Origin of the sequence: Roseateles sp., from assembly GCF_049240545.1 — a bacterium.
Classification (GTDB): domain Bacteria; phylum Pseudomonadota; class Gammaproteobacteria; order Burkholderiales; family Burkholderiaceae_C; genus Paucibacter_A.
Map to the genome: position 1 here is coordinate 1 of NZ_JBMLSK010000218.1, position 24,988 is coordinate 24,988.

A 24,988-nucleotide genomic window follows, 5' to 3' on the forward strand; every position below is an offset into this window, starting at 1 on the left:
AGCTCGATCTGCGAATAGTCGGCGCTGACGATCAGATGCCCCGGCGGCGCGATAAAGGCCTCACGCACGCGGCGGCCTTCGGCGGTACGGATTGGGATGTTCTGCAGATTCGGGTCGTTGCTGGACAAACGCCCGGTCACCGCCACCGCCTGCGCATAGTTGGTGTGCACCCGGCCGGTGGCGGGATTGATCATCAAGGGCAGCTTATCGGTGTAGGTGCTCTTGAGCTTGGCCAGGCCGCGGAACTCCAAAATCTTGGCCGGCAGCGGATAGTCGGCCGAGAGCTTTTCCAGCACCTCTTCATCGGTGCTTGGGGCGCCGGTAGCGGTTTTCTTCACGACCGGCAGGCCCAGCTTGGTGAACAAGATCTCGCCAATCTGCTTGGGGCTGCCCAGATTGAAAGGCTGACCGGCAATGTCGTAGGCCTCTTGCTCCAGCGCCAGCAGGCGCTGGCCCAGCTCATGGCTTTGCGCCTGCAGCACGGCGGCATCGATCAAGACGCCGGTGCTCTCAATGCGCGCCAGCAAGGCACTGGTCGGCAACTCAATTTTTTCGTAGACAAAGCGCAGGCCAGCTTCATCTTCCAATTGCGGCCACAGGCGCTGATGGACTTGCAAGCACATATCCGAGTCTTCGCTGGAATACTCGGCCGCACGCGCCACGTCCACCTGCGCAAAGGGAATCTGATTCACGCCCTTGCCGCACAGGTCTTCATAGCTCAAGCCGCTGCGGCCGAGGAATCGCTCGCCCAGCGCGCCGAGGCCGTGGCTCTTGTGCGCTTCCAGCACATAACTCTGCAACATGGTGTCATGCAGGATGCCGCGCAGGGCGATGCCGTGGTTGGCGAAGACATGGGTGTCGTACTTCAAGTTCTGGCCGAGCTTGGGCGCATCGGCATCTTCCAACCAGGGCTTGAGCTTGGCCAAGACCTCGTCCAGCGGCAGCTGTTGCGGTGCATCCGGGCCGTCGTGGCGCAAGGGGATGTAGGCCGCCTCGCCTGCCTGAACACTGAAGGAGATGCCAACGATGCGGGCCTTCATCGGCTCCAGCGAATCGGTCTCGGTATCGAGCGCGGCCAGTGGCGCCGCTTGCAAGCGAGCGAGCCAGGCATCGAAGCGATCCCAATCCAGAATGGTTTCATAGTCGCGCGACAAAGGCGCGATCGGCGCAATGCCAGGCTCAGCGCTTGGCGCGTCGGCAAACAAATCACCACTCTCACCCAAGGCTGGGGCCACAGCGGCCGGCGCACCGCCGAGCTCCTTCAGCCAAGTCTTGAAGCCATTGCGAGCATAGAAGTCGCGCAAACCTTCCTCGTCCACCGGCCTCAAAGCCAAGGCGTCCAGCGACGGCCACTGCGGCACATGGCCGTTCAGATCACAGTCACACACCACGGTCACCAGCTTGCGGCCCATGGGCAGCCAGTCCAGCGCCTTGCGCAGGTTTTCACCGGCCACGCCCTTGATCTTGTCGGCATGAGCGATCACGCCGTCCAGCGAGCCGTACTCGGCGATCCACTTGGCGGCGGTCTTGGGGCCGACCTTCTCGACGCCAGGCACGTTGTCCACTGTGTCGCCCATCAGGGTCAGGTAGTCAATGATGCGATCCGGCGGCACGCCGAACTTGGCGACCACGCCAGCCACGTCCAGGGTCTCATTGCTCATGGTGTTGATGAGCGTCACCTCATGCGTGACCAATTGCGCCAAGTCCTTGTCGCCGGTAGACACCACCACCGCATGGCCGGCATTGGCCGCTACACGGGCCAAGGTACCGATGGCGTCGTCCGCCTCGATGCCGGGCACCTCCAGAATCGGCCAGCCCAGCAAGGCCACCACTTCGTGAATCGGCGCGATCTGCTCGCGCAAGGCATCGGGCATGGGCGCACGCTGCGCCTTGTATTCGGGGTACCAGTCGTCACGGAAGGTCTTGCCCTTGGCGTCGAACACGCAGACCGCATGCTCGGCGCCGATTTGATCGCGCAAGCGCTTCATCATCGCCACCATGCCATGCACGGCACCGGTCGGCACACCGCCGGGGCCGCGCAAGTCGGGCATCGCATGATAGGCACGGTAGAGATAGCTGGAACCGTCGACCAGCAACATGATGGGTTTGCTCATGGCGCGCATTGTCGTGCAGGCCGGCGGCTTAGAATGAGCGCATGTCACCCATGCACCTTCACTCATCCATTTCTGGCCTTGCCGCCCTGCTGTTGGCTTGCTTGTTCAGCGCCAACACGCTGGCCGCAGAAAAAGCCAGCGACAAGCCGGCCAGCAGTGCGGTGGTCGCGGCGGGCGTGCCCGACGCACAGGTGACAGACATCGTGATCGAGGATGACAGCACCCGCATTGAAGAATTGCGCGTGCGTGGGCAGACCCAAAAGGTCACGGTCCAACCGAAGAACAGCAAACTACCCAGCTACGAGATCATCATGGGCGACGGCAGTCGCGACCTCTCGCCCGGCGCCGGCACCACCCGAGGCGCCGCCGGCCGGCGCGTGTGGAGCCTGCTGAATTTCTGATGGCCGGACAGGCATGCCCTGAGCGGCAGCACCTCACTGACCCGGCCCGAACCCCCTCTCGCTGTAGCCATGGCCGTATTCACCGAAGTCACCCTCCCTGAAGCCCAAGCGCTTGCCGCCCGATTGAATCTGGGCGCGGTGCAAGCCCTGCGCGGCATCAACGCCGGCATTGAAAACACCAATTACTTCCTCACCACCAAAGCCGGCGACTACGTGCTCACGGTGTTTGAGCGACTGAGCTTCGATCAATTGCCCTTTTATCTGCAATTAATGAAGCACTTGGCCAGCCGAGGCTTGGCCGTACCCGATCCGCAGGCCGATAGCGCGGGCCAGATCCTGTTTGAGCTGCAAGGCAAGCCCGCTGCGGTGGTCAATAAACTGCGCGGTGGCCACCAACTTGCCCCCGACCTCTTCCACTGCGAGCAGGTGGGCGCCGAGTTGGCGCGCATGCATCTGGCGGCGCAGGACTTCCCACTCCATCAAGGCAATTTGCGCGGCCTGGCCTGGTGGAGCGAGACGGTGCCGGTGGTGCTGCCTTATCTGACGCCGGAGCAAGCGGCGTTGATCAGCAGCGAGTTGAGCTTTCAGCTGCAACTCGGCGCCTCCGCCACCTATGCCGAACTGCCGCGTGGGCCGATCCATGCCGACCTGTTCCGAGACAACGTGATGTTTGAAGGCCTGCCCGGGCGCGAACGGCTGAGCGGCTTCTTCGACTTTTACTTCGCCGGTGTCGACGCCTGGCTGTTTGATCTGGCGGTATGCCTGAACGACTGGTGCATTGACCACGCCAGCGGCCGACTCGACGAGCAGCGTGCCGCCGCCTTTGTGCGCGCCTATGAAGGCGTGCGGCCCTTGAGCGGCGCCGAGCACCGCCTCTTGCCGGCGATGCTGCGTGCAGCCGCGCTGCGCTTTTGGCTTTCACGCCTGTGGGACGTGTACCTGCCGCGTGAAGCCAGCATGCTCAAGCCGCACGACCCCAGCCATTTCGAGCGCGTGTTGCGCGAGCGCATTGCGCGCCCCTGGCATGCCATGCCTGAATAATCCAGAGCTCCCATTTGAAAACCGCCACCACAGAAGCCCGCCCAGCCATGATGCTTCATCTGCAAACCGTGCCCGCCCGCAACGGCCTGCTCTGGATTCGCCATGGGCTGAAGATTTTTCAGCGCAAGCCTCTGGTGATGTCGGGGCTGCTGTCGATTTTTTTGTTTGCCGCCTTTGCTACCATGCTCTTGCCGCGCATGGGTTTCATGCTGGTGTTGATGGCCATGCCCTTGCTGTCGCTGGGCTTCATGCTGGCCACTCATCTGGTGCTGCAAGGCCAAACCCCCACGGCCGGCGTCTTCATCGCCCCCTTGAAATTGACGCCGGAACGGCGCAACAGCCAATTGCTGCTGGGAGCTTGCTACGCCTTGGCCACGGTGGGCATTGCGGCCTTGTCCGAGGCGGTTGACGGCGGCAGCTTTGAAACCCTGCAGCAGTTGATGGTGCAGAACGCGCCGGCCGAGAAGATCTCCGAAGCCGCCGCAGACCCCCGCTTGTTCTGGGGTGCGGTGACGCGCTTGGGGCTGGCTGCGCTGCTGGCCGTGCCGTTCTGGCATGCTCCCGCGCTGGTCCACTGGGGCGGCCAGGGCGTGATGCAAGCACTGTTCTCCAGCTCCTTGGGCTTGTGGCGCAATCGCGGTGCCTACGCCTACAACGCCCTGCTGTGGTTCGCCCTGGTGATGGGCATGGGCATGGCGTTGAGCCTCTTGCTGATGCTGCTGGGCATGGGCCAGAGCTTGGTCCTGGTCTTGATGCCCATGGGCCTGTTGATGACAACGGTGTTCTACGCCTCGCTCTACTTCACCTTCATCGACTGCTTTATGTTCGGTGCCCCAAAGGAGCTGCCCGAGGAGCCGAAGCCTGAGGTCTTGGACAAACCGCAGGATTGAGGCGAGTGCCGATCGGTATGCCGCTCCAACGGTCTGCCGATCCATCACCGGCCTGACGGATCGGCGCAGGCCGATGAGTTCACGCCGCTGAAAGTCAGCAGGCCCATGCGCGGCCACCACCTGACTCTATTTCTATTGATCAGAAAAAAAGGCCGCACTCTGCAGTGCGGCCTCATCACAGCCACGGCTCGCGCCGCGCCTGAACAAACTCAGTCCATCAGCTGCCGATACGGCCGCCGTCGTTCTTGGTAATCACGATGGTGGCCGAGCGCGGACGCTTGCCAGCGCCATAGCCCGCATTGCTGGGCCACTGACTGGTGTACTTGCTCGGGTTAGCGATATTGGCCATGGCCGTGGTCTCGCCCGGGTGCTGGATGTTGACGAACAGCGCCTTGCCGTCCGGCGTCTCGGCCAGGCCGGTGATTTCGCAGGCAATGGAGCCGACCAGGAAACGCTTGAGCGTGTCGGCCGCGGGCGCCTTGCCGACGTAGGTGTCAACGTCCAGCTTGCTGCCATCGGCCTTGGTGTAGCTCAGGGTCTTCTTGGCACCGTCGCCCACGGCGCCCGGCAGGCCGGCCAGCATCATGCAGTTGGTGACGTCGGTGTAGGCGCCATCATCGGTCTGGATCCAGCAGATGCCGGTGGAGGGACTGAAAGCCAGGCCGTCCGGGCTGGAGAAGTCCTGGTCGCCGGTCAGGTTGGACAGATTGATGTTCGAGGTCGAAGCATCAGCTTCGGCGCCGAACAGATACACGTCCCAGCTGAAGCCGGTCGCGGCAGCGCCGGCGGCGTCTTCCTTGAGGCGCAGGATGTGGCCGTGCGAGTTGCCCAACTGCGGACTGGACTTCGCCTTATGAACATCGCTGTAGGCGCGCGGGTTGGCGCTGTCCACAGTGACCTGCGAGCCGGTGGCGTCCACACGACGGGCGCTGTTGTTGGTCAGCGCGTAGTAGACCTCGCCATTCTTCGGATTGACCGAGCACCATTCCGGACGATCCATCTTGGTCGCGCCCACGGCATCGGCAGCCAGACGGGTGTTGACGCAGATGTCGGCCTGATCGGCAAACTTGTAGGCGGCGTAGGCGGCGATGGCGGTATTGCTCATGGCCAGCTCGATCCACTGGCCCTTGCCATCGGCATTGAACTTGGCCACATACAGCTTGCCCTTGTCCAGATACTTGTCGCCGGCGGCGATGCGGCTGGCGGGACTGGCATCGGCGGCGTCCCAGACGGCTTCGCTGACGAATTTGTAGATGTACTCGCCGCGCGAGTCGTCACCCATGTACACGGCCAACGGTTTGCCGGCTTCGGCCTTGCCGAACACGGCGCTCTCGTGCGCAAAACGGCCCAGAGCGCTGCGCTTCTTGGCAGCCTTGGTCTTGTCGTAGGCGTCGATCTCGACGATGTAGCCGAAGGTGTTCAGCTCATTGCGATAGTCGTCCGAGCCATCGGCCGAGGCACCGGTCTTGCTGTTGTTGAAGCGCTGGTACTTGTCTTCGGTACCGGCGGTTTCCCAGCCGTGACGCGAGGCGCCGCCTTGCACGCTGCTGTAACGCTTCAGCGCCACAACCGACTTATCGCCGCGGGCCGCATCGTCAGCGGCGCCACGCGCGAAGTAGCCGACCCAGTTTTCTTCACCGGTCAGGAAGCTGCCCCAGGGCGACTTGCCGGTGCCACAGTTGTTGATGGTGCCGCGGGTCTTGACGGCGGTGGGCGAATACTTGGTCTTGGCCAGAGCGTGGCCGCGCAGCGGGCCGCTCAGTTCGACATCGCTCCAAGGGGTCAGGCGGAAGTTGAAGGCGGAATCCTTGGTGTAGGACCACTTGCCGTCGGCGGCCTTCTTGACCTCGACCACCGAGATGCCGTGGATGTTGACTTCCTTGTCGACTTCCGCAGCAGGACGCGGCAGCGTGCTCTTGCCGCCATCGGCGTGCAAGAAGAAGGAAGACAGCTTTTCATCGGTCGTCGCTTCATGGTTCATGGCCAGCAGGCCGCGATCAACGGACGTCAACGAAGCCTTGCCGTCAGCACCCAGGCCGAACCACTCCATGCCGTCGTGGTGGTCACCGGCACGGTTTTCGAAGTCAGCGTCGGTGCCATCGTTCTTGTAGTCAGCCGTGGCAGCGCGCAGCGGATCGCCCAATGCATAGATGACGCTGGCGGTATAGCCGACAGGCACGGTCACCTTGTCTTCCAGGCTCTTGGCCACGGCGGCAAAGCTCAGCTTCTCGATCGGCGTGAACTGAGGCACAGGGCCGGGAGCGGGTTCGTCGTTGCCGCCGCCGCAAGCGCTCAATACGCTCGTGCCCAGCACGGCGGTGGCCATGCTGCCGATCGAGCCGCGCAGGATGTTGCGGCGGCTCAGGCGGGCATTCAGCACCGACTCAAAGGTCGGGTTGCTGGAAACATTGGAGTCTTCGTCATTGAAGTCTTGAACGGAGACATCGTGGGATTTGGTCATGGCGTACTACAGCTGGCATCAGCTCAGGTTAAGGAACGCGCCAGAGCTTATGTAGCCGCCGTGAAACGAGCGTGAATGAACCGTGACAGTCCAGTGACTCGTACGGACTACGCACAAACCAGTAGAAGAAGAATCCCTCAGTCGATCGGCGTCAGCTTGGCCACCGACAGCGCCAGCCACTTCATCCCGTGGCGGCCGAAGTTCACCTGCGCCCGCGCATCGGCACCGCTGCCCTCCAGCGTTAGCAGCACACCTTCGCCAAACTTGGTGTGGAAGACGCCCTTGCCGACCTTGAGTCCGCCATGTTCATCGGCCACTTTTTGCGCGGCCGCCTGCTTCATGCTCTTGGGCACCGGGGTGGTGTCGTAGACGGGTTTCTCAACCCGGCCGGCGCCGACCATGGACTTCAGGCCCGAACCCCGCTCCCAGGCGCTTTGATATTCCTTGGCGAAGCCAGAGCCAAAGCCCTGGTTGCGCGGCGTCAGCCACTTCAAGGCAGCCTCAGGTAGTTCATCAAAGAAACGGCTCTTGACGTTGTAACGGGTCTGGCCGTGCAGCATGCGGGTCTGGCTGAAGGCCAGGTACAGGCGCTGACGCGCCCGCGTGATGGCCACATACATCAGGCGGCGCTCTTCCTCCAGACCGTCGCTGTCGGACATGGAGTTCTCATGCGGGAAGAGGCCTTCTTCCAGGCCGGTGATGAAGACCGCGTCGAACTCCAAGCCCTTGCTGGAGTGCACCGTCATCAACTGCACCGCATCCTGGCCGGCCTGCGCCTGGTTGTCGCCCGCCTCCAGCGAGGCGTGCGTCAAGAAGGCCGCCAGCGGCGACATGATCTCGCCGGTTTCGGCATCGGGCGTGAAGTTGGCCGGCGCAACCGCCGCCGGGAAGCCTTCCGAAATCGCACCCGGCGACAGCTCGTCGACAGGCAGCGCCACCGCATCCTTGCCAAAGCCCTCTTGGGTCACAAAGGCTTCGGCGGCGTTGATCAATTCGCCCAAGTTTTCCAAGCGCTCAGCGCCGTCTTTGTCGTTGCGATAATGCTCGTTCAGGCCGGAGACTTCCAGGATCTGCTCGATGATCTCGCGCAGCGTCAGTCCGGTTGTAAGGTTACGAGTCGAGTCGATCAGGTTGGTAAAGCCCTGCAGATTGCTGCCCGCCTTGCCGGCCACCGCGCCGACGCTTTGGTACAGACTGCGGCCAGACATGCGGGCCGCGTCTTGCAGCAACTCGATGGCGCGCGCGCCGATGCCGCGGGTTGGGAAGTTCACCACCCGCAAGAAGCTGGTGTCGTCGTTGGGGTTCTCCAGCAAGCGCAGATAGGACAGCGCATGCTTCACTTCGGCGCGCTCGAAGAAGCGCAGGCCGCCATACACCCGGTACGGAATGCCGGCATTGAAGAGCGCCGACTCGATCACACGCGACTGGGCATTGCTGCGGTAGAGCACCGCAATTTCTTTGCGGTCCATGCCCTGGCGATGCAGGGCTTGCGCCTCCTCAATCAGCCACTGGGCTTCGGCAAAGTCGCTGGCCGCCTCATACACCCGCACCGGCTCGCCGGGGCCGGCCTCGGTGCGCAGGGTCTTGCCCAGGCGACGGCTGTTGCGGCTGATCAACTCATTCGCGGAGTCGAGGATGTTGCCGAAGCTGCGGTAGTTCTGCTCCAGCTTGATGACCTTCTTGACGCGGTACTCACGCTCGAAGTCGGCCATATTGCCAACGCGCGCGCCACGGAAGGCGTAGATGCTCTGGTCATCATCGCCCACCGCCACAACGCCTTGCCCCTTGCCGGGAGGGGCGAACATCTTCAACCAAGCGTATTGCAGCTTGTTGGTGTCTTGGAACTCATCGACCAAAAGATGCTGGAAGCGACGCTGGTAATGGTCGCGCACCGCCGGGTTGTCGCGCAGCAATTCGTAAGAGCGCAGCATCAACTCGGCAAAGTCGACCACGCCCTCGCGCTGGCATTGGTCTTCATAGTTCTTGTAGATCTCGATCAGCGTCTTGGTCTGCTCGTCACGCGGCTCGATATCGACGGGGCGCTGCGCTTCTTCCTTGGCACCTGCAATGAACCAGCCCACCTGCTTGGGCACAAAACGCTCTTCGTCCAGCTTCATCGCCTTGATGACACGCTTGATGGCCGAGACCGAGTCAGAGGAGTCCAGAATCTGAAAACCCTGCGGCAGGCCCGCCAGCTTCCAATGGGCGCGCAAAAAGCGGTTGCACAGCCCGTGGAAGGTGCCAATCCACATGCCGCGCACATTCACCGGCAGCATGGCCGAAAGCCGGGTCACCATTTCCTTGGCGGCCTTGTTGGTAAAGGTCACCGCCATCACACCACCGGGCATGACCTGGCCGGTTTGCATCAGCCAGGCGATGCGGGTGGTCAGCACCCGCGTCTTGCCCGAGCCGGCGCCGGCCAATATCAGGCAAGGCTCGGCGGGCGCGGTGACGGCCGCATATTGCTCGGGGTTGAGGTTCTTCAGAAGGCCTGTGCCTTCAACAGCCACGGGAGGGGCGGCGAACAAATCGTCTTGCGGGGGCAGGTTCATCGCCGCATTTTAGAGAGCCTCGGGCCTTGCTTCGGTTCAGGCATGATGCGCGGCACGATGATGGACCTCAATTCCCCTTGCCCCTGCGGTCAAAAGCAGAGCTACGGCTCATGCTGCGGCGTTTATCACCAGCACTTTGCCGCCGCCAATGCTTTGAGCGCGCCGACGGCGGAGGCGCTGATGCGCTCGCGTTACAGCGCCTATGTTTTGAACCTGCTGGACTATCTGCTGGCCAGCTGGCACCCCAGCACCCGGCCAACAACGCTGGAGCCCAACGAGGCGGGGCTCAAATGGTTGGGCCTGGAAGTAAAAAAGCATGTGCAGCAGGATGCTGAACATGCTTGGGTGGAGTTCGTCGCTCGCAGCAAGCTGGGCGGCCGGGCTTACCGGCTCCATGAACTCAGTCGCTTTGAACGTGTGGACGGCGCCTGGCTTTATCTTGACGGCGATGTGAGCTGAAACGCTTAAGTCGGCTCAGGCGAATTCCTGGCGCACCAACATCGAGTTCAGCGCGCGCAAGGCCCACAGCAGCCCGGCACTCAACACCAAGCAGCTGATGCCCAAGACCAGCGGCGAACCGGCCAACCAAGGGAGCGCCGGCAGCGACACCAGGAACAAGGCCAGCAAGCCCAGCGACAAACGACGCGCCCATTCCAGGCGACGCAGCAAGCCTTGGCCGGCGGTCAGGGCGGTGCCAGACACCAGCAGCAATGCGACCAGCCCTGCGATGCTCCAGCGCAGGTGGCCGGCGGCCGCGAACTCATTCAAATGCCCCATCCAATAGCCCAGCAAGCACAGGCCTGAGAGACCCGCGGCCATCAGCAGCCAAGCGACGGCGCTGACCAGAGGGGAACGATATCCAACGCGGAAGGTGATGGGCATGATGGGCTCCTTGCGGCTTGGGCGGGTGCTAATGTCGTGGTGTGCTGCTGACCCTTGGCATGATGCGCGGGCCTTGTGACAGCATTCTTTCGATGCGCAACGCGCCACACCATCCCCCCCGAATGGGGTTATCCGTATCGAATCGGCCTTGCTGTGAGCTATTGCTCGTCCAAGCATGGAAGCAGGCCTCACCGGGGTAAGACTTCACAATGCCATATGTTGCAAATCATCTACAGGGACGAGCACCTCGTCGCCATCAACAAACCCGCCGGCCTGCTGGTGCACCGCAGCAGCATCGCCGCGCAGGAATCGGTCTTTGCGGTGCAGCTCTTGCGTGACCAGTTGGGCTGCCATGTCTGGCCGGTGCACCGCCTGGATCGCGGCACATCAGGTCTGCTGCTGTTCGCCTTGAATGCCGAGGCCGCGTCCAGCTTGGGGCAGGCTTTTGAGCACGGCTTGGCGCGCAAGCGATACATCGCCTTGGTGCGAGGCTGGCCCGAAGAAGCCGGCGTGATCGAGCACCCATTGGCGCGCGACCCTGAATTGCCTTCGGGCGGCCAAACGATGCTGGAATCTCGCACCGACTGGCAACGACTGGCACGGGTGGAGTGGCCCTTCAGCGTGGACGGGCGTTTCCCAAGCAGCCGTTACGCTATGGTGGAGGCGCGCCCGCTCACTGGTCGCCGCCATCAGATCCGACGTCATTTGCGCCACATCGCCCATCCCATCATTGGTGACGCCACCCACGGCAAGGGCGCCCACAACCGAGCGGTGGCCGCTCACCTGGGCCTGCAGCGCATGTGGCTGCATGGGCTGAGCCTGCAGATCCCCCACCCTGTCGAGCAAACGCTCATGCAGCTGCAAGCACCGCTAGGACCCGAGTGGACGGATTTGCGCCAGCAGGGCAATTGGCAGCATGACACATCGCAGGCTTGAGTTCGCGACGAACTCAGCGCCTCCATGCACAATCCTGTGTCGTCTCAGGGCTTGCGCACAGAACATGAATTCAAAGGATCGCCGTTGAACATTCAGCCCGGCATTGCCTACGCCGCTTTGGCCTATTTCGTCTGGGGCCTGTTCCCGATCTATTTCAAATTGCTAGCGCAAGTGCCTGCGCTGGAGGTGGTGGCCCATCGCACGCTCTGGTGCATGGTCTTCATGCTGGGCTTGCTAACCGTGCTGCGGCGCTGGGCGTGGCTGGGCCAGGTGCTGCGCCAACCCAAGGTGCTGGCGGCCTTTGCGGCCTCGGCCTTGCTGCTCTCGGTCAATTGGCTGACCTATGTCTGGGCGGTGCAAAACGACCATGTGCTGGACGCCAGCCTGGGCTACTTCATCAACCCGCTGGTCAATGTGGCACTGGGTTATGTGGTGCTGCATGAGCGGCCCCGCTTTTGGCAATGGGTGGCGGTGGGCTTGGCTGCGGCCGGTGTGCTGTGGCTGACGGTGCTGACCGGCAAGCTGCCCTGGGTTGCCCTGCTGTTGGCCGCCAGTTTTGGGGTCTACGGTCTGCTGCGTAAAGTGGCCAGCCTGGGGGCGCTGGAGGGTTTGGCGCTGGAGACCCTGCTGCTCACGCCACTGGCCGCCGCGGCCATGATCTGGTGGACGCTGCAAGGCCAAAGTGCCTTTGTGCAAGGCGAGTCGTCCACCCTGCTCTGGCTCTTGCTGGCCGGCCCGCTGACCGCCCTGCCCTTGCTGCTGTTCGCCGCAGGTGCGCGCCGCATTCCGATGACGACGCTGGGCCTACTGCAGTACATCTCGCCCAGCATTCAATTCATGCTGGGCGTTTGGCTCTATCACGAGGCCATGCAGCCCGCCCGCTTGATCGGCTTTGCGCTGATCTGGACAGCGCTGCTGGTCTACAGCGGTGAAAGCTGGCTGCGCTCACGACAGAGCAGCCCCGCCGTGAGCTAAGACGAGCCATCCGCTTCAGGCCACAGCCGGCTGGCGCATCATGTAGTCAAACGCACCCAAGGCGGCCTTGGCGCCATCGCCTGTCGCGATGATGATCTGCTTGAAGGGCACGGTGGTGGCGTCGCCCGCCGCGAACACGCCGGGCAAGGAAGTCTGTCCCTTGGCATCGACGACGATTTCGCCGTGCTTGCTGAGCTCGACCACGCCCTTCAACCACTCGGTATTGGGCACCAAGCCAATCTGCACAAACACGCCTTCCAACTCGATGCGCTTGGCCTCGCCATTGCTGCGGTCGGTGTAGTTCAGGCCATTGAGCTTGCCGCCCTCGCCGGTGAACTCGGTGGTTTGCGCCGAGGTGTGGATGCTGACATTGGGCAGGCTTTTGAGCTTGTTGACCAAGACCGCATCGGCGCGCAAGGCCTCGCCGAACTCGATCAAGGACACATGGGCCACGATGCCGGCCAGATCGATGGCCGCTTCGACTCCGGAATTGCCGCCGCCAATCACCGCCACGCGCTTGCCCTTGAACAGCGGGCCGTCGCAATGCGGGCAATAGGCCACACCCTTGTTCTTGTACTCCTGCTCGCCAGGCACATTGACCTGCCTCCAGCGCGCGCCGGTGGACAGGATGACCGAACGAGCTTTCAGTGAGCCGCCATTGGCCAGCTTCACCTCGACCAAGCCGCCGGGCTCGGCTGCGGGAATCAGCTGTTCTGCACGCTGCAAATTCATGATCTCAACGTCATATTCCTTGACGTGCGCTTCCAGGGCAGCCGCGAACTTCGGTCCATCGGTCTCCAGCACCGACACATAATTCTCGATCGACATGGTGTCATTCACCTGACCGCCAAAACGCTCGGCAGCAATGCCGGTGCGAATGCCTTTGCGCGCGGCGTACACGGCCGCAGCGGCACCGGCGGGGCCACCGCCGACGATCAACATGTCGAACGGTGCCTTCTCGCTGAGCTTGGCCGCTTCACGCGCTGCCGCACCGGTGTCGAGCTTGGCCACGATTTCTTCCACGCTCATCTTGCCAGCGCCAAAGACCTGGCCGTTCAGATAGATGCTGGGCACGGCCATGATTTCGCGGGCATTGACCTCGTCCTGGAACAGGCCCCCGTCCACCACCACGGTCTTGACCTTGGGGTTAAGCACGGCCATCAGGCTGAGAGCTTGCACCACGTCCGGGCAGTTGTGGCAGGTCAGAGACATATAGACCTCGAAGCTGAACTCACCGTCCAAGCTCTTGATCTGCTCAATCGTTTCGTCCGACACCTTGGGCGGATGACCACCCACCCACAGCAGGGCCAGCACCAGCGAGGTGAACTCATGGCCCAAGGGAATGGCGGCGAAGCGCAGCTTCATGTCCGAACCGACGCGGTTCAGGCTGAAGGATGGGCGGCGCTCGTCTTGGCCGTCAGACTTCAGGGTGATCTTGTCAGACATCGCGCTGATGTCTTGCAGCAAGCTCAGCAACTCGGCCGATTCGGGCCGGTCATCCAAGCTGGCGATGATCTCGAAGGGCTGCGTGACGCGCTCGAGGTAAGCGTGCAGCTGTGACTTCAGATGACTGTCCAACATGGCGGATCCTTTCGTGGGTTTATTCAGGCGTGGCGCTTCAAGCCACTCTGAAACTGCCCGAGAAGGTCCGGACAGTTTCAGCGTGGCTCGGAGGAGTATTCCGAGCGGAGCCCGTGGCACCGGCTTTGCCGGTCCAGCGGGCTCTTCCCTAGGCGGGGAGGAGCGCCACAGGCGCTCCGGGGGGCGATCATTAGATCTTGCCGACCAGGTCCAGCGAAGGCGTCAGCGTCTTGGCGCCATCGTTCCACTTGGCGGGGCACACTTGGCCGGGGTTGGCGGCGGTGTAGCGAGCGGCCTTCAGCTTGCGCAGGGTTTCCTTGACGTCGCGAGCGATTTCGTTGGAGTGCACTTCAGCGGTCTTGATCACGCCGTCTGGGTTGATCACGAAGGTGCCGCGCAGGGCCAGGCCTTCTTCTTCGATGTGCACGCCGAAAGCGCGTGTCAGGGCGTGAGTGGGGTCACCCACCAGCGGGAACTTGGCCTTGCCCACGGCTGGCGAAGTTTCGTGCCACACCTTGTGCGAGAAATGCGTGTCGGTGGTGACGATGTAGACCTCGGCGTCGGCCTTTTGGAACTCGGCGTAGTGCTCAGCCGCGTCTTCCACTTCGGTCGGGCAGTTGAAGGTGAAAGCAGCCGGCATGAAGATCAGCACCGACCACTTGCCCTTCAGGCTGGCGTCGGAGACTTCAATGAACTTGCCGTTGTGAAAGGCTTGGGTCTTGAAAGGCTGGACTTGGGTATTGATCAGCGACATGGCTATCCCTTTGCGTTGGTGGTGAAAAGAAAAACAATCAAAACTTGCTATGGGTGAATCATATGAGCAAGAAGAAGCTCTTAGTTTTGATTAATCAAATCACCCTCATTGCCTGAGCCTATGAGCGCCAGTTTTTTGGCCCCAAAGTGAGGCCGCTTGACCCATGAATGCCAGCCCGGCGGTCACGCAAACGTCACACAGACTCCAGGGCCAACAGTTCTTCCACCGTTTGACGACGGCGAATCAATCGCTCGCTCGCGCCATCCACCAAGACCTCGGCGATCAAGGGTCGGCTGTTGTAGTTGCTGGACATGGACGCGCCATAAGCGCCGGTGTCATGGATCAGCAGCAGGTCACCCACCTGCGCCTCTGGCAGTTCACGCGGCAGCACCACGCCACCATCGCCTTGGGTGAACACATCGCCCGATTCGCACAAGGGGCCGGCCACCACGCTGGCGCGCTGGGGCCGGCCTACTCCGTCGGCAGCGATAACGCTCATCTCATGGTGACTGCCGTACATGGCGGGCCGCATCAACTCGCTAAATCCCGCATCGACCATGACGAAATGATTGTTCCCCGCGTCCTTGGTCGCGCGCACTTCGGTGATCAGCACACCGGACTCAGCCACCAAATAGCGGCCCGGCTCGATCTCCAAGAACAAGGGATGGCCGAGCATGGCTTCCGCGTGCTTGCGAGCGGCATCCCACAGGCCAAAGTAATGTGCGGTGTCGATCAAAGGCTCACCGGCACGGTAAGGAATGGACAAGCCCCCGCCCGCCGAGATCGCCAGCAGGTCATGGCCCGCTGCTTGCGTCTGGCGCACCAAATCCACCATGGCCCCGCAGACCTCGGACAGATGCGCGTAATCAACGCCCGAGCCAATATGCATATGCAGACCGATCAGCTTCAAGCGATGCTGGCGAACCGCTTGCAGCGCCACCAATAAATCGCTGTGCCAGATGCCATGCTTGCTGTGCTCGCCGCCGGTATTGGTCTTGTTGCTATGGCCATGGCCAAAGCCCGGATTGATGCGCAACCAGACCGCATGGCCGGGCGAGCGCTCGCCCAGTTGGTGCAGCATGTCGATGGAGCCGGCGTTCACCGGGATGTGATGCTCGACCACGGTGTCCAGCGTGGCGTGATCAAACAAGTCAGCGGTGAAGACGATGTCGCTGTGCACAGCATCTTGCGACTCGCCAGCGCTATAGCCCGCAGCAAGCGCGCGCAGCACTTCGCCGCGTGAGACCGAGTCCACTTTGACGCCCTGCTCTCGCATCAGGCGCAGCAAATGGGTGTTGGAACAGGCCTTTTGCGCGAAGCGGATCGTGTCAAACGCCCGCAAGGCGGCGATGCGCTCACGAATGGTGCCCGCGTCATAGACCCACAAAGGGGTTCCGAACTGAGCGGCAAGCGATTGAATACGGCTGGGCGTCAAGGTGGCGGCGGGCATGGGAGTTCTTTTCTCGAAGTCGACGGGCTGCAAGGGCGCGAGTTTTCGCACCAACCTGGGCAGGATGCCAGCCGAAAGCCATTCATTCAAATATCTGTTTATTCACCACTCATTCAATTTCGATATGCTTCACGCATGAGCCCAGAAATCAGCCTTCGTCATATCGAAGTCTTCCGCGCCGTCATGACCACCGGCAGCGTCACCGAAGCCGCGCTCTTGCTGCGCAGTTCGCAGCCGACGCTGAGCCGTGAATTGGCGCGGCTGGAGCAGTTGCTGGGCTACGCCTTATTCGAGCGCCAGCGAGGCCGTTTGCGCGCCACGGCGCGGGGCCTGGCTTTGTTCGAGGAAGTGCAGCGCAGCTACCAGGGCCTGGACCGCATCCGCAGCCGCGCCGCGCAGCTGGGACGGGACGAGCAGGTGCAGCTGGCCGTGCTCTGCCTGCCGGCGCTCAGCCACGCCTTGCTGCCGGCCGCCTGCGCGGACTTTCTGGCGGCGCACCCGGCAGCGCAGCTGTCGATCACACCGCAGGAGTCCCCGCTGCTGGAGGAGTGGATGGCTGCCCAGCGTTTCGACCTGGGCCTGAGCGAGCAACAAACGCAGATTGCCGAAGGCACGCAGCGAGTGCCGGTGTTGACGCTAGATGAGGTGTGTGTGCTGCCGGCGGGCCACCGCTTGTTGGAACGCAGTGTCTTAACACCCGAAGATTTTCAGGACGAGGACTTCATCAGCCTCTCACCCGATGACCCCTATCGACTGCAACTCGACGCCTTGTTCGCCGAAGCCAGCGTTCAACGGCGCCTTCGGGTGGAGACCCACAGCGCCGTGGCCGTCTGCGCGCTGGTGCAACAAGGCCTCGGGCTGGCCATCGTCAATCCCTTGACGGCGCTGGCCTTGGCCGGCCCGGAGTTGCAACTGCGGCGCTTCAGCGTGTCCGTGCCCTTCCAGGTCTCCGCCCTGCTGCCGCTGTACCGGCCGGCACAGCCGCTGGCGCAGAGCTTTTTACATGCACTGCGGGCTCAGGCGGAACGCATGAGCCGGGCCTTGGAACAAGCGCTCCGCTGAACCAATCAGAGCCGCTCGATGCGCGCGTAGGCCGAATGGTTGTGAATGGACTCGAAGTTCTCGACGTCCACCGTGTAGCGGCCGATGCGCGGATCGGCGTTCAGGCGCAGAGCCACATCGCGCACCAAATCCTCAACGAACTTGGGGTTCTCGTAGGCGTGCTCGGTGATCCACTTCTCGTCGCTGCGCTTCAGCAAAGGCCAGATTTCGCTGGATGCGCTATCTTCGGCGAAGCGCACCAACTCCTGCCAGCTGACCGGCTGGGCACCGATTTCGGCGCACACGGTCACCAAGGAGCGCTGGTTATGGGCCCCGTAGTCGGAAATCTCCTTGGAGCAAGGGCACAAGCTCTTCACCGGCACGGCCACCTCGGCCCAAACCGTGGTCTGGCCGGCGCGCGTTTCTGAAATCAGGCGGCCTTGGTAGTCCAGCAGGCTCTCGATGCCCGACACCGGCGCACGTTTGCGAATGAAGAAGCTGAAAGCCACCTCGATGCGGCCCTCGACGGCCTCTAGCTTGGCCAGCATCTGACCATGCAGTTCCCGCAGTGAAGCCGCATCCAGCGGTGCCCGCAAGGCATCCAGCCAGGCCACGAATCGGGACATATGCGTGCCCTTCTTCTCGGCGGGCAGACTCACATCCAGAGTCCAGGTGCCGACAGTAGGCTGGACCTGCGCGCCGACCTGGATCTGCAGCGGGTAGCGCACATCCTTGACGCCGACGCGCTGGATGACGAGATGACGCTCATCGCGCTCGCTCTGGGTGTCGGGAATATGAAGAGCGCTGGTGACTTGGTTCATGCAATCGGGTGCGTGGCTCGCTGGAGCGAGCCGCTGGAATTACGGGTTAACCCTGGACCTACAGCTTGCCAGCAAGCCGCCAACCTTGCTAGAGCAAGGTCTTGGCTTTTCGGCATCACTGATTGGCGGCTTGTCGCAGCAGACTGGGTCGGGCGCCGAAGCGCTTGAGGATGGCTTGTTCTATGCCGCTGGCGTCCAGGCCGCAAGCGGCCATCAACTTGGGCACTTCGCCGTGCTCGACGAATTCGTCAGGCAGGCCCAGCACCAAGATGGGCGGATTGAGACCGGCCACCTGCAAGGCTTCCATCACGGCCGAACCGGCGCCGCCCATCAGGCAGCCGTCTTCCACGGTGACGATGGCATCGTGGCTGCGTGCCAACTCGGTGACCAGCTCAACATCGAGTGGCTTCACAAAACGCATATTGGCGACCGTCGCATCCAACTGCTCCGCCGCTTCCAATGCCGGGTAGAGCAAGGTGCCGAAAGCGAGGATGGCAATGCGCGGCGCACCCGCGGCGCCATTGAGCTGAGGCTTGCTCGACTCACGACGCAGCTCACCCTTGCCCCAGGGCAAGAGGCTCATCGTCTTCTGAACTTCCTTACCCACGCCCGCGCCACGCGGGTAGCGCACCGTGACCGGACCGCTGTGCTGGAAGCCGGTATAGAGCGCCTGGCGACATTCGTTCTCATCCGCCGGCGTCAGCACCGCCATATTCGGGATGCAACGGGTGAAGGCGATGTCGTAATTGCCCGCATGGGTGGCACCATCGGCACCCACCAGACCGGCGCGATCCAAGGCGAACAGCACCGGCAGATTCTGCAAGGCCACATCGTGGATCAATTGATCGTAGGCGCGCTGCAAGAAAGTGGAGTAAATCGCCACCACCGGCTTCATGCCTTCGCAGGCCATACCGCCGGCCACCGTCACCGCATGCTGCTCGGCGATGCCGACATCGTGATAACGGGTCGGGAAGCGCTTGTGGAACTCCACCATGCCCGAGCCTTCGCGCATGGCCGGCGTGATGCCGATCAGGCGGCTGTCGGCCTCGGCCATATCGCAGAGCCAATCCCCAAACACTTGGGTAAAGCTGGTCTTGGCCGGCGTGGCGGATTTGACGAAACCGACCGAAGGGTCAAAGACCCCGGGGGCTGCGTGGTACTTGACCGGATCCGCCTCGGCCAGCTTGTAGCCCTGGCCCTTCTTGGTCACCACATGGAGGAACTGCGGACCCTTTTTGCTGCGCAGGTTCTCCAAGGTCGGGATCAGGGCATCGAGATCATGGCCGTCGATAGGACCGACGTAGTTGAAGCCGAATTCCTCAAAGATAGTGCCGGGCACGACCATGCCCTTGGTGTGCTCTTCGAAGCGCTTGGCGAATTCGTACAGCGGCGTGTTCTTCAGTACCGACTTCGCGCCTTCGCGCGCCGTGGCGTAGAAACTGCCGCTCATCAAGCGAGCTAGATATTTGTTCAGCGCGCCGACGGGTGGACTGATCGACATGTCGTTGTCGTTCAGGATCACCAGCACATCGCCCATAACGCCGCCATGGGCAACGCCGGCATTGTTCAAGGCTTCAAACGCCATGCCGGCCGTCATCGCGCCGTCGCCGATGATGGCCACCGCCTTGCGGTCCTCGCCCTTGATCTTGGCCGCCATGGCCATGCCGTGAGCGGCCGAGATGGAGGTGCTGGAATGACCGGTACCAAAGGTGTCGTACTCGCTCTCATCGCGACGCGGAAAACCGCTGATGCCGCCTGCGTGACGAATCGTCTTCAATGCCTCGCGGCGACCGGTCAAGACCTTGTGCGGATAGGTTTGATGACCCACGTCCCAGACCAAGCGGTCATGCGGCGTGTTGAACACATAGTGCAGAGCCACGGTCAACTCGACGGTGCCGAGGTTAGAGCCCAGATGTCCGCCGATGCGCGAGTTGGACAAAGCGTCCAGCACATAAGCACGCAGCTCACCGGCCAGCTTGGGCAATTCGCTGCGCGGCATGCGCCGCAGGTCGGCTGGACTGTCAATGGTTTTCAGCAAGGGATAGCTCATGAAAGTCTGCCTCTCAGCTGTCGCGCTCAACGACCATATCGGCCAACAGGCTCAACCAAGCCGTGTTGGTCAATCCACTGTCGGCCAAAGCCTGCTGCGCTTGAGTCCGCAATTGCTGAGCCAAGTCGCGCGCCGGCTGCAAGCCCAAAATGCTGACGTAGGTTGGCTTGTTGGCTTCTTGATCCTTGCCCGCGGTCTTGCCTAGCACGCTGGAGTCTTGTGTGACGTCCAAGATGTCGTCGACCACCTGGAAAGCCAGGCCGAGGGCGGCACCGTATTCAGACAAGGCGGTCGTCGCCTTCTCGCTGCTTGGGCCACAAGCGGCACCCATCATCACGCTGGCTTGCAAAAGCACGCCGGTCTTGCGGCGATGCATATCGCGCAAGGCGCACTCATCCAACTGCTTGCCGACGCTGGCCAAATCAATAGCCTGCCCGCCCGCCATGCCCGCATGACCCGCGGAACGAGCCAGCAAGGCACAAAGCCGGGCCTGCAAAGCAGGCTCTACGCCGCTGTCCGGCGTCAAAACATCAAAGGCCAGGGCTTGCATGGCGTCACCCGCCAGCATGGCCTGGGCTTCGCCGTACTTCACATGCACCGTCGGCTTGCCGCGGCGCAAGACATCGTCGTCCATGCAGGGCATATCGTCATGCACCAAGGAGTAGGCATGAATCAACTCCACCGCACAGGCGGCGCGCATGGCGGCATCGGCAGACCCTCCCACAGCTTCGCAAGTGGCCAGCACCAAGAGCGGCCGCAAACGCTTGCCGCCATCCAAGACCGCATAACGCATGGCCTCACCCAGGCCAGCAGGAGCATCGAGGGGCACAAACCCATCGAGCGCCACCTCACACGCAGCGAGTGATCGCTGCATCCATTGTTCAAACACACCGGCATCCACGCTCAGGACTCTCCCCATTGTTTCAATCCCTCGCCCTCCAGAACCTTGACTTGTTGTTCTACGGCCTGAAGACGCGAGCGGCAGAATCCCAGCAGTTCTGCCCCACGTCGGTAACTCTCAAGTAACTGATCCAGCGGCAATTGTCCGGCCTCCATCTCGGCCACCAATCGCTCCAACTCAGCAAGTGCATGCTCATAGCTGGCGGCGACAGCGTCTTTTGACGCAGTTTTGGCGGTGCTGCTGGATCGAGTCATTTCATTTGGCGAAAACTTTGATTGTAGTCAGACGGACTCATGACAAATGTCATCCTGCCGCCACGCCTGCCGTCGGCTTTCAGGGGTAATTGGGCCAAAACGTCGCAGATGGGTACAATCGCGCCCTTTCTGTGCTGACCCGCCCCTGGTCCACAGACAGTTTTTCATTCGCGACCCCGGCATCTGAATTCAAACGCCGGCACTGGAATCCCCCCCGGCTCGCATCCGGGTTCACGACAGCCGCCGCTTAAGGCGACTGCTGTGAGCGCCAAAGGCGAGGATTCTTGGAGACCCAATTGGATCATGTCCGAACTGAGTATTTCCCTCTCAGCGATTGAGCGCAGCACCCAGTCTGACGCCAAGACGCAGCTTCCTGTCACGTCCTATTTCGACGAAGACTTGTTCCGTAGAGAACAAGAACTAATTTTCCAGCACGGCCCGCGCTATCTGGGCCACGCCTTGGCGGTGCCCGAGGTGGGCGACTATTACGCCCTGCCCCAAGAGGGTGAAGGCCGGGCACTTGTGCGAACCCCCCAAGGGCTAGAGCTGATCTCCAATGTCTGCCGACATCGCCAAGCAGTGATGCTGCGCGGCCGCGGCAATACGCGCAGCAATATTGTGTGCCCGCTGCACCGGTGGACTTACGACCTCAAGGGTGAATTGATCGGTGCACCGCACTTCGACCATGACCCCTGCCTGAACCTGAACCGCTACAAGCTGCGCGAGTGGAATGGCCTGCTGTTCGAAGACAACGGTCACGACGTGGCCGCCGAGTTGAAAAACCTCAGCGTCGCCGCCGAGTTGGATTTCTCCGGCTATGTGCTGGACAAGGTGCATGTCCACCGGTGTGACTACAACTGGAAGACCTTTATCGAGGTCTATCTGGAGGACTATCACGTCGGTCCCTTCCACCCGGGTCTGGGGCAGTTTGTCACCTGTGACGACCTCAGTTGGGAAATGGGTCGCCACCACTCAGTGCAAAAGGTTGGGATTCACAAAGACTTGGCCAAGCCCGGATCACCGGTCTACCAACGCTGGCACGACCAGTTGCTAAAGTTCCGTGGCGGCGCTACGCCCGACGCCGGTGCGATTTGGCTGACCTACTACCCGCACATCATGGTCGAGTGGTATCCGCATGTGCTGGTGGTCTCCACCCTCTTCCCCAAGGGCCCGCAGCAGACCGACAACATCGTCGAGTTCTACTACCCCGAAGAAATCGCCGCTTTTGAGCGCGACTTCGTCGACGCCCACCAGGCCGCCTATATGGAAACCTGCGTGGAAGACGATGAAATCGCTGTGCGCATGGACGCTGGACGTCGCGCCCTGATGGAACGCGGCGACAACGAGGTCGGCCCTTATCAAAGCCCGATGGAAGACGGCATGCAGCACTTCCATCAGTGGTATCGGCGCGAAATGAAGTTCGCGGGCTGAAGCCCAGTGGCCTGATTTCAACAGGATCAACGCCCCGCGCAGTTCACTGCCGGGGCGTTTTACATTGGGCTCTCGCCGAACGAGCTGGCCATAATGCGGGCATGTCTGCACCCCTGATGATGATTTGCGCCAGCTTCTTGTTTGCCAGCATGGGGGTCTGTGTGAAGCTGGCATCCGAGTTCTATGCAGCTGGCGAAATCGTCATGTACCGAGGCGCAGTCGGCGCCGTGCTGCTGTTGATACTGACCCAACTGCGTGGGCAAAGCCTTCGAACCAAGGTGCCTACCATGCATTTTTGGCGCAGCCTGTCTGGGGTGATCGCCCTGTCCCTCTGGTTTTACGCGATTGGCAAATTGCCGCTCGCAACCGCCATGACCTTGAACTACATGTCTTCGGTCTGGATGGCCCTGTTCTTGATCGGCGGCGCGGTCATGATGGGAAGCGCACGCGTCGACGGGCGCCTGGTCGCGGCCGTCTTGCTGGGCTTCGTCGGCGTCGCCCTGGTGCTGCGACCGACCCTTGATCAACAGCAGCTTTGGCACGGTTTGGCCGGGCTGCTCTCCGGCATGTTGGCGGCCTTGGCCTATTTGCAGGTCACCGCCCTTGGGCGAGCCGGTGAGCCCGAGTACCGCATCGTGTTTTACTTCTCGGTCGGCGGCACCTTGGCCGGTGCGCTCAGCACCTGGGCCCTGACTTGGAGCGAACAAGCCCGGGTACACAACCATGACCTGAAGGGCATCGCCCTGCTGCTGGCCGTCGGCGTGCTGGCCACTGCCGCGCAAATGCTGATGACACGCGCCTATGCGCAAGGCCGGACGCTCACCATTGCCTGCCTGCAATACCTCGGCATCGTGTTCGCGTTTCTGTATGGCGCCCTCTTGTTTGAAGATCCGCTCACGCCCTGGGCGATTTGCGGCATGCTCTTGATCGTGCTCGCCGGCGTGGCCGCCACTTTGCTGCGCAGCACCAGCACCCCACCCGATAGTCAACACAGCGTCAATGAATCATGAAACCAGCCGGCAGCTTTCAAACCCTGATTTCCGTTGCGGAACTGCAATCTATGGGCACCTCGGCCTTGGTGATCGACACCCGCTTTGACCTGAGCGACACCGAAGCGGGGCGCCTCGCCTACGAACAAGCCCACCTGCCTAGCGCGCACTACCTGCATCTGGACAAGGATCTCAGCGGCAGCAAGACCGACGCTGAAGGCCGCTTCAAGGGCCGCCACCCCTTGCCCGAACGCGAACGCTTTGCCGAAGGCATGCGCCAACTCGGTCTGAACTCAGGCATGCAAGTGGTCGTTTATGACGCGCAAGGCGGCATGTACGCTGCCCGGCTGTGGTGGATGTTGCGCTGGATCGGGCACAGCCAGGTGGCGGTCTTGGACGGCGGCCTGCAAGCGTGGCAGAGCGCGGGGGCGCCGATGAGCAAGGAGCGTCCGGAACCGCAAGCCGGCAACTTCATCCTGGCAGACAGCGTGATGGCCTCACTCACTGCAGATCAGTTGCAAGCGCGACTCGGTACGGTCCGCCTGATTGACGCCCGCGCCCCTGAACGCTTCCGAGGCGAGGTCGAACCCTTGGACAGCAAGGCGGGTCACATCCCCGGCGCCAGCAATCGCCTGTTCAAAAACAACCTGCAAGATGATGGCCGCTTCAAATCCGCCGAGCTCTTGCGCGCTGAGTTCATGGCCTTGATGGCGCCCTTCTCGGTCACCGAGGTGGTGCACCAGTGTGGCTCTGGCGTGACCGCTTGTCACAACTTACTGGCCATGCAGCACGCGGGCCTGGCCGGAGCTTTGCTGTACCCCGGTTCCTGGAGCGAGTGGTCGGCCGACCCGGCTCGGCCGGTCGCCACCGCATAAAACCCCTGGTCTTTGGACTTGACTTAGCGCAAGATCGCGAGCGCCAAACGACGCGACACTGAGCCTGCGCGTTAGGCTCCTGCCCACGCAAAAGTCCATTCCAACAGGAGGTTTCTCATGTTCAAGCGAATTCTGGTCCCCACCGATGGCTCCGAGATCAGCACCAAGGCTCTTGAGTCGGCCATTGGCATGGCCCGCATTCACGGCTCCACCCTGTACGCGCTGAGCGTCAAGGAACCCTTCCCCTACAGCGCCGTGTCGGAAATGCAACCGACCCCACCGCAAGAGTTTTTTGATGCGCAAGAGCGCATTGCCTCGGCTCGCATCAAGACCGTGTTGGCAGCCGCTGAAGCCGCAGGCGTCCCCTGCGAAGGTCACACCATTGAAGCGCTGCACGCCTGGGAGGCGATCATCGAACACGCAAGTGACAAGCAATGCGATCTGGTCATCATGGCCTCGCATGGCCGACGCGGGGTTCAAGCCCTCTTGCTGGGCAGCGAAACCCAAAAGGTCCTGACCCATTGCACCATCCCGGTCTTGGTGGTGCGCTAAGTCCTGCCCTCAGCTATCGCGCCGCATCACGCGGCGC

Annotated in this window: 22 protein-coding genes; 11 read left to right on the forward strand and 11 right to left on the reverse strand. The window is 62.1% G+C overall.

Annotation, left to right across the window (positions count from 1 at the left end; genetic code table 11):
• Window positions 1-2,123 (reverse strand): DNA polymerase I (gene polA, locus ACOVRJ_RS15130; protein ID WP_422044668.1); only part of this gene is annotated, 2,123 nt, incomplete at its 3' end.
• A gap of 41 nt (window positions 2,124-2,164) precedes the next feature.
• Here polA and ACOVRJ_RS15135 point away from each other — a divergent pair.
• The 3 genes from ACOVRJ_RS15135 (at window position 2,165) to ACOVRJ_RS15145 (ending at window position 4,446) form a co-directional block, all read left to right on the forward strand.
• Window positions 2,165-2,515: a hypothetical protein gene (locus ACOVRJ_RS15135; protein ID WP_422044669.1), complete on the forward strand. Its 351-nt coding sequence runs from the start codon at window positions 2,165-2,167 to the stop codon at window positions 2,513-2,515.
• Between the two features lie 69 nt (window positions 2,516-2,584).
• Complete coding sequence (locus ACOVRJ_RS15140) at window positions 2,585-3,556, forward strand: homoserine kinase (protein ID WP_422044670.1); 972 nt, start codon at window positions 2,585-2,587, stop codon at window positions 3,554-3,556.
• Window positions 3,557-3,603: 47 nt separating this feature from the next.
• The gene (locus ACOVRJ_RS15145) at window positions 3,604-4,446 is read left to right on the forward strand and encodes a BPSS1780 family membrane protein (RefSeq protein WP_422044671.1); all 843 of its coding nucleotides are present in this window, start codon (window positions 3,604-3,606) and stop codon (window positions 4,444-4,446) included.
• A 217-nt stretch (window positions 4,447-4,663) separates the two neighbouring features.
• Here ACOVRJ_RS15145 and ACOVRJ_RS15150 read toward each other — a convergent pair whose 3' ends face one another.
• Window positions 4,664-6,907, reverse strand: coding sequence for a PhoX family protein (locus ACOVRJ_RS15150; protein WP_422044672.1), 2,244 nt, complete (start codon window positions 6,905-6,907; stop codon window positions 4,664-4,666).
• 137 nt (window positions 6,908-7,044) lie between these two features.
• Window positions 7,045-9,459, reverse strand: a complete 2,415-nt coding sequence (locus ACOVRJ_RS15155) for a UvrD-helicase domain-containing protein (RefSeq protein WP_422044673.1) — start codon at window positions 9,457-9,459, stop codon at window positions 7,045-7,047.
• Window positions 9,460-9,516: 57 nt separating this feature from the next.
• Here ACOVRJ_RS15155 and ACOVRJ_RS15160 point away from each other — a divergent pair, with 57 nt between their 5' ends.
• The gene (locus ACOVRJ_RS15160; protein WP_422044674.1) at window positions 9,517-9,918 is read left to right on the forward strand and encodes a YchJ family protein; all 402 of its coding nucleotides are present in this window, start codon (window positions 9,517-9,519) and stop codon (window positions 9,916-9,918) included.
• A 15-nt stretch (window positions 9,919-9,933) separates the two neighbouring features.
• Here ACOVRJ_RS15160 and ACOVRJ_RS15165 read toward each other — a convergent pair whose 3' ends face one another.
• Window positions 9,934-10,341, reverse strand: a complete 408-nt coding sequence (locus tag ACOVRJ_RS15165; protein WP_422044675.1) for a hypothetical protein — start codon at window positions 10,339-10,341, stop codon at window positions 9,934-9,936.
• A 216-nt stretch (window positions 10,342-10,557) separates the two neighbouring features.
• Here ACOVRJ_RS15165 and ACOVRJ_RS15170 point away from each other — a divergent pair, with 216 nt between their 5' ends.
• Together ACOVRJ_RS15170 and rarD are read left to right on the forward strand one after the other, a co-directional pair.
• Complete coding sequence (locus tag ACOVRJ_RS15170; protein ID WP_422044676.1) at window positions 10,558-11,277, forward strand: pseudouridine synthase; 720 nt, start codon at window positions 10,558-10,560, stop codon at window positions 11,275-11,277.
• A 90-nt stretch (window positions 11,278-11,367) separates the two neighbouring features.
• Window positions 11,368-12,252, forward strand: coding sequence for an EamA family transporter RarD (gene rarD / locus ACOVRJ_RS15175; protein ID WP_422044715.1), 885 nt, complete (start codon window positions 11,368-11,370; stop codon window positions 12,250-12,252).
• Between the two features lie 15 nt (window positions 12,253-12,267).
• Here the strand turns inward: rarD and ahpF are convergent, their stop codons facing one another.
• The 3 genes from ahpF to lysA form a co-directional block, all read right to left on the reverse strand.
• Window positions 12,268-13,833, reverse strand: a complete 1,566-nt coding sequence (gene ahpF / locus ACOVRJ_RS15180; protein ID WP_422044677.1) for an alkyl hydroperoxide reductase subunit F — start codon at window positions 13,831-13,833, stop codon at window positions 12,268-12,270.
• A gap of 190 nt (window positions 13,834-14,023) precedes the next feature.
• Entirely contained in the window at window positions 14,024-14,587 is a 564-nt protein-coding gene (gene ahpC, locus ACOVRJ_RS15185) for an alkyl hydroperoxide reductase subunit C (RefSeq protein ID WP_263537565.1), read from the reverse strand.
• A gap of 193 nt (window positions 14,588-14,780) precedes the next feature.
• A complete protein-coding gene (gene lysA / locus ACOVRJ_RS15190) occupies window positions 14,781-16,037 on the reverse strand; it encodes a diaminopimelate decarboxylase (protein WP_422044678.1) in 1,257 nt (418 codons plus the stop codon).
• A 135-nt stretch (window positions 16,038-16,172) separates the two neighbouring features.
• On the opposite strand from lysA, the gene ACOVRJ_RS15195 reads away from it, so the two are divergent.
• Window positions 16,173-17,099: a LysR family transcriptional regulator gene (locus ACOVRJ_RS15195; protein ID WP_422044679.1), complete on the forward strand. Its 927-nt coding sequence runs from the start codon at window positions 16,173-16,175 to the stop codon at window positions 17,097-17,099.
• A gap of 5 nt (window positions 17,100-17,104) precedes the next feature.
• Here ACOVRJ_RS15195 and folE2 read toward each other — a convergent pair whose 3' ends face one another.
• From folE2 to ACOVRJ_RS15215, 4 genes are all read right to left on the reverse strand, one after another.
• On the reverse strand, window positions 17,105-17,899 hold the full coding sequence (gene folE2, locus ACOVRJ_RS15200) for a GTP cyclohydrolase FolE2 (protein WP_422044680.1): 795 nt from the start codon (window positions 17,897-17,899) through the stop codon (window positions 17,105-17,107).
• A 115-nt stretch (window positions 17,900-18,014) separates the two neighbouring features.
• Window positions 18,015-19,949, reverse strand: coding sequence for a 1-deoxy-D-xylulose-5-phosphate synthase (gene dxs / locus ACOVRJ_RS15205; protein ID WP_422044681.1), 1,935 nt, complete (start codon window positions 19,947-19,949; stop codon window positions 18,015-18,017).
• A gap of 13 nt (window positions 19,950-19,962) precedes the next feature.
• Window positions 19,963-20,868 (reverse strand): polyprenyl synthetase family protein, encoded by a 906-nt coding sequence (locus ACOVRJ_RS15210; protein ID WP_422044682.1) that lies wholly within the window; start codon window positions 20,866-20,868, stop codon window positions 19,963-19,965.
• The gene (locus ACOVRJ_RS15215) at window positions 20,853-21,104 is read right to left on the reverse strand and encodes an exodeoxyribonuclease VII small subunit (protein ID WP_422044683.1); all 252 of its coding nucleotides are present in this window, start codon (window positions 21,102-21,104) and stop codon (window positions 20,853-20,855) included. Before ACOVRJ_RS15215 ends, ACOVRJ_RS15210 begins: the two co-directional genes overlap by 16 nt.
• Window positions 21,105-21,407: 303 nt before the next feature.
• On the opposite strand from ACOVRJ_RS15215, the gene ACOVRJ_RS15220 reads away from it, so the two are divergent.
• From ACOVRJ_RS15220 to ACOVRJ_RS15235, 4 genes are all read left to right on the forward strand, one after another.
• Window positions 21,408-22,535, forward strand: a complete 1,128-nt coding sequence (locus tag ACOVRJ_RS15220; RefSeq protein WP_422044684.1) for an aromatic ring-hydroxylating oxygenase subunit alpha — start codon at window positions 21,408-21,410, stop codon at window positions 22,533-22,535.
• A gap of 101 nt (window positions 22,536-22,636) precedes the next feature.
• Window positions 22,637-23,545, forward strand: coding sequence for a DMT family transporter (locus ACOVRJ_RS15225; RefSeq protein ID WP_422044685.1), 909 nt, complete (start codon window positions 22,637-22,639; stop codon window positions 23,543-23,545).
• Window positions 23,542-24,399, forward strand: coding sequence for a sulfurtransferase (locus ACOVRJ_RS15230; protein WP_422044686.1), 858 nt, complete (start codon window positions 23,542-23,544; stop codon window positions 24,397-24,399). Before ACOVRJ_RS15225 ends, ACOVRJ_RS15230 begins: the two co-directional genes overlap by 4 nt.
• 117 nt (window positions 24,400-24,516) lie before the next feature.
• Window positions 24,517-24,951 carry a universal stress protein gene (locus tag ACOVRJ_RS15235; protein ID WP_422044687.1) on the forward strand — a complete coding sequence of 145 codons (435 nt, stop codon included), beginning with the start codon at window positions 24,517-24,519 and terminating at the stop codon, window positions 24,949-24,951.
• The last annotated feature ends 37 nt before the right edge of the window (window positions 24,952-24,988 follow it).